We start from the raw sequence: 4,536 nt of genomic DNA, 5'->3' as shown, positions 1-4,536 counted from the left end.
CCGTAGGAAGACAACTACCTACCGGGGCCCGACGTTTCGTCTTTCACCGCCCCGATCCCACAGCCGGGACTCTTCACAGCCAGTGACGCTCACGGAGCGTGGCAGACCGTTGCGGGGAATGGCTCACTGTCTCTGTCCATGATTATCCCTGGAGGGATTGAAACGGCGTGACGATCTGATGAGCAACGTGATAGCGCGCGGTCCGTGATCATCCCTGGAGGGATTGAAACCGGTGCACGGGGTTGATTCAGACGGCGATCAGATGTACCTGATCGCCGCAGAGTCTGGACATGTCGTTGATATCCGATGTCAGCATGGCGACCGGTCGAGGCTGCCGCAGTGCAGCCTCGACCACTGTGGCATCGATCGCGTATCTGTGGCCGTGCAGATTGGCTTTCTTGAGTAGCTGCGCGGAAGTCGTCGCGGTCTCCTTGGTGACCGGTTCGACCTTGATCCGCGAGAGCAGCCAGTTCAGCCGAGGGATGTTCACGCCCGCGTGGCTGACCTCGATGATTGTGTTGGCGCTGATGACGAGGTCGGACTCCATTTCGCTGAAGATCTGGAGGATGGCTGCGACCTTTCGATCTTGAGCGATCCAGGCGGACAGTCCCGCGCAGTCCAGGATGACCGTTTCGATGCGCCTGGTCACGCTGCCGTGCCTTCGGTGATGTCTGCGGCGTCGAGTTTGGCCCGCGCCTCGGCCAGCTCCTCCTGCGTGAACGCGCCGGATTCCTCCTGGTAGCGCTGAAGCTCGTCGACGAGTAGCTGGTGTCGGATCTGGCGCGCGACAGCTGCGGCGACGTATCCGGAAACATTGTCCGTGATCTTTTTCAGCTCGGCGACCTGGTCGCTGGGTAGCGTGATCGTGATGCGGGTGGTAGCAGACATGCTTGGATCATACTTCGGTATGCGCCTCTGTGGATCGCTGGAGTGTTCGACGATCCACAGGCGACCAGCCCATCCCGCTGCCGAGGTCCTGTCCACAGACGGCAGTACACGCGGTCCATGCTGCGGTCGATGATCGGCGCGAGTTTGTCGTTAGGTACGCAAATCGGCCCGAAAAGCGTACTCAGCAACAAACAGCTGCCGATCTTGAATCGTGGCTATCGGCGGTTATAAGCAATCATCGACGGTTATCCACAGATCCAGGTCGGGCATGGCGCCACAATGGCCGGACCCGGCACGATCAGGCGATGGTCGACCCATTGTCACCCCTGACGCGGCCCACACCCAGCGCGAGACCGCCCGCTGTCTTCAGGAACGCGGCATCGACTACGTGATGAATGCAAAAGGGAATCGGTCGAGCCTTCTCGCCCAGGTCTTTGCCCGATGTCTTCCACTCATCAGGGAAGAGCCCGGAAGTGTGGTCGAAGAACGGTCCCACGGACGGATCAAGCGTTGGACCACCTGAACCACGGCCGCCGACAGTATCGACTTCCCGAACGCCGCCACCGTTGCCGTCATCCGACGGGAGGAGTTCGACCTCGCGGGCGCACGAATCACGATGGAATACGCCTTCATCATCACCAGCTTGTGCAGTCGCCGCGCGTCCGCGGAGGCGATCCACACTCACGTCCGCCAACATTGGGGAATCGAGAACCGGGTGCACTACGTCCGCGATACCACCTGGCGCGAGGACGCCAATCATGCCTACGCAGGAAACGGCCCGCGCACTCTCGCTATCCTACGAAACCTCGCACTCATCCTCTTCCGCCTTCACGGCGTTACAAAAATCAAGGAGACAACCGAGTTCATCGCCCGCGACCGCAACCGGGCACTCACCTTCCTCGCAACCTAACATAAGAGATCGCTACGCAGGGCGACCTTGCCGAGGCCCTGCGCCGAGCCCCTACGTGCGGCGCACCGTCGGGCCTGCCCGTGACGCCCTGACCGGTTGAATCCGCACTCTGCCCTGCTTTGCACGACCTGGTTAGAAAGATCATGGGTTAGCGCCTGGTATGGAGTCCCGTGGAGGCTGCGTTGCTTACGCCTCGTCGGCATGAGGTCCGTGGCAGGCCTTGGTTACTGTCTCGCAGGCGTGACCTGTCAGCGGTGGTGGGGGTTAACACCTGCCAGCACGGATGCGGGATGATGTTCGCGTGCTATCGTCGGATGCCTCCGGACGCTACCAGCCGCTCGCTACGCCGACGCCGGTGAACTCCAGGCCGGAGCAGGCTCACTGGGCCGACACGATGAAGGAGGCGCTCGGCCATAGGAGAATGAGCCTGCCGGCGTTGACCGCCGCGGTCGCCGGACAGTTGGGCTTGGCGCCCGCTACCGACAAGATCCGCCGCTGGTTGGCGAACGACACGGCTGTGGACCCACATGCCATTCCCGTGCTTGCCCGCGCGGTCGGCGTCCACCCCTTGGAGATGCTGGCGGCATTCGGATTGGTCGAGGATTCGATCGCCGGCATGGCGAGCCGCCTCGCCGCGACTGAACAGCGAGTTCGCAGACAGCGCGCCTTGCTGCAACGTCAGCACCGGGAGGCCGGCGGAGCACTGTTCGCCGAGTTGGCGCTTCGGCAGGGTAACTGGGCTGTGACAGTCGTGCCGCACTGGCGGGGCAGGATCTGCCGTTACCACGTCGGCGACTACGTCCTGCTGGAACGTCGGGACGGTATCGCCACCCGCGCCGACGCGGAGCAGGTGTTTGCCGAGGCATTCGAACGAACCGGTGCAACGTGGGACGACGTCCCGTTCGCCACGGAGCCCGCACCCCGATGGCCGGCGGGTCGGCTATTCGTGCCACGGCTTGCCGCGCCGCAGGCGGCGGAAGTGCACGCGGGCGATGTCCCCGGTGTTCACGGCATTGTTCTCACCGGACCCATGTGGGCTGGGATGTACACGGTCGCCGCGCTGGTAGCCGCCGCGCTCGGCTGGGGTCTTGACAGCTTTGCCCTGCTGGCTCGTTCGTTGTCCAGCGGGGGGCAGCTCGACGGGCGGCTGGCCGACGAGTTGATGCGGGACGCGCTGGCCCGGCCGGACGGCAAGCCGCATCAGGTGTGGGCCCACGTGCTCACCCAGGAGCCCACACCCATGACGCCGGCCGCCCGACTGCTGGGCTCGCCACCCGAGGACGTCCGGGTTGTGCTTCTTGTTCCCGATGACGACATGCTCGGCGTCGTCGCGGACCTCGGCGGGAAGCCCCGTGCGCAGGTACGGATCTTCACGGCCGGATGGCGAGCCCTGCTGCCCGAAGGTCCGCGAATCTGGCAGGTTCCCGTGCCCGCTCCGGTCGGCCGTGACGGGACGCCGCTGGCGCCGACCGAAACCGAATTCCTCGATGCCTATCACGACACGTCGGTGACCGCAGCGCTGCGGATACTCGCGATGCTGGCCGCACCCCGCAGGCTGGCCGACATCGTTCCGGTGCGGGCACCGGTCAACACCTTTGCCGCGCTGGCTGCGACCTACTCCGCCGCGGCGCCCGACTGCCCGATCGGCTTGGGTCCCTCGGCGAACTTTCGCACCTCACCGATCAGCCGCTCGAGCTTTCCTGTCAAAGCGTCTCGATCTTCCAATATCAGCGATGGGTAACGATCGGCGAGCGCTTCCGTCAACTCGGCGTCCGCCTTGTCCAACAGCGTGGCGACGTCAGCGGGTTCCGGAACTCTGATTGGCTTGGTCCTCTCACCCTGCGTGGCTTGATCGACGAAGCCATGCGAAAGAGGATGCCAGTTTCGCAACTTGTTCAGCTCACGGCATGCTCCCTGGCCGCTTCGGACCGCTGTCCACGGTGCGAGATGGTAAAAAGTCTTAGGATCAGGCGTCATCGGACGTATCTTATTTGATTTAGCGAGAACCCACTCACCGTTCTGAATGAGTATGAACTCGCCCAATTCATCCACTGTCGCCTTCTCGGTTTCATTGGGCATGCGGAACGTGTGGTCGAGCGTGGAAAGAGCAAGGTACGCGGCGTCCCATGGGTTGGACTTGACAATCTGGCGGCACAGTCCGAGCCGGGCGCGGGCATGCGCCACCTCAGCTCCGGAGGTTTGTGCGTCGGTGCTCGATGGCAGGACGCCGAAGGCGTTGCGCTGAAGCTCGTTGACCTCGACGGCGAGGGCTTGAAGCGTGCGGGAGCCGCGTTGGAGCAGATGCCCGGCCAGCGTGATGTCGAGCCTGGTCAGCGCCTCGGCAGCCAGATGGGCGAGGGCTCTGTCAAGGCCCAGGACGGCGAACGGTCTGGTTTTCTCCGCCGTTATCCGGGTCGTCTCGATGACGAGTCCGTCAGGGCCATGATTACCCTCCGCTACCAGCAGTGTTAGCGGCACCGCGGCGTGCAGCGACCAATCGATCCCTGCGAGGATCGCTGCTACCATTAGTGCTTTCCGTCCGATCGGCAGCAGTACGGCGACCTCGTCCGCCACCACCGCGCGCGGTTCTGCCAACAGTGCGTCAAACAGCTGAACGCGGCACTTCTCGACATTGTCCGGTCGCAGCTTGGGGTCGGTGACCGTCACCGAAATTCGTTCCACGCCTTCGCGGGTGGCCGTCACCCTGGCCATGTCGGTGACGAACTCGAACGAAAGCA

Annotated in this window: 5 protein-coding genes; 2 read left to right on the top strand and 3 right to left on the bottom strand. The window is 63.7% G+C overall.

What is annotated here, in order from left to right:
- Positions 1 to 247 precede the first annotated feature (247 nt).
- The 3 genes from U9977_RS25855 to U9977_RS25845 form a co-directional block, all read right to left on the bottom strand.
- Positions 248 to 649, bottom strand: coding sequence for a hypothetical protein (locus tag U9977_RS25855; RefSeq protein WP_322751892.1), 402 nt, complete (start codon positions 647 to 649; stop codon positions 248 to 250).
- Complete coding sequence (locus tag U9977_RS25850; RefSeq protein WP_322751891.1) at positions 646 to 888, bottom strand: hypothetical protein; 243 nt, start codon at positions 886 to 888, stop codon at positions 646 to 648. The genes U9977_RS25855 and U9977_RS25850 overlap by 4 nt, the downstream gene beginning before the upstream one ends.
- A gap of 298 nt (positions 889 to 1,186) precedes the next feature.
- Positions 1,187 to 1,573, bottom strand: a complete 387-nt coding sequence (locus tag U9977_RS25845) for a hypothetical protein (protein WP_322751890.1) — start codon at positions 1,571 to 1,573, stop codon at positions 1,187 to 1,189.
- Between U9977_RS25845 and U9977_RS27305 the strand changes: the two genes are divergently transcribed.
- Both U9977_RS27305 and U9977_RS25840 read left to right on the top strand, forming a co-directional pair.
- Entirely contained in the window at positions 1,505 to 1,798 is a 294-nt protein-coding gene (locus U9977_RS27305; protein WP_416210782.1) for a transposase, read from the top strand. The two genes, U9977_RS25845 and U9977_RS27305, sit on opposite strands and share 69 nt — an antisense overlap.
- 301 nt (positions 1,799 to 2,099) lie before the next feature.
- A complete protein-coding gene (locus tag U9977_RS25840) occupies positions 2,100 to 3,539 on the top strand; it encodes a hypothetical protein (RefSeq protein ID WP_322751889.1) in 1,440 nt (479 codons plus the stop codon).
- Positions 3,540 to 4,536 lie beyond the last annotated feature (997 nt).

The sequence above is a fragment of the Protofrankia sp. Cas8 genome (assembly GCF_963555845.1).
Taxonomy (GTDB): Bacteria; Actinomycetota; Actinomycetes; order Frankiales; family Frankiaceae; genus Protofrankia.
Note: the sequence above shows the minus strand (reverse complement) of the source record. Positions and strands in the feature narration are given on the sequence as shown.

Bases quoted from the DNA above. Each gene is read 5' to 3' on its own strand.
- U9977_RS25850 (WP_322751891.1), bottom strand. From the start codon at position 888: ATGTCTGCTACCACCCGCATCACGATCACGCTACCCAGCGACCAGGTC.
- U9977_RS27305 (WP_416210782.1), top strand. From the start codon at position 1,505: ATGGAATACGCCTTCATCATCACCAGCTTGTGCAGTCGCCGCGCGTCC.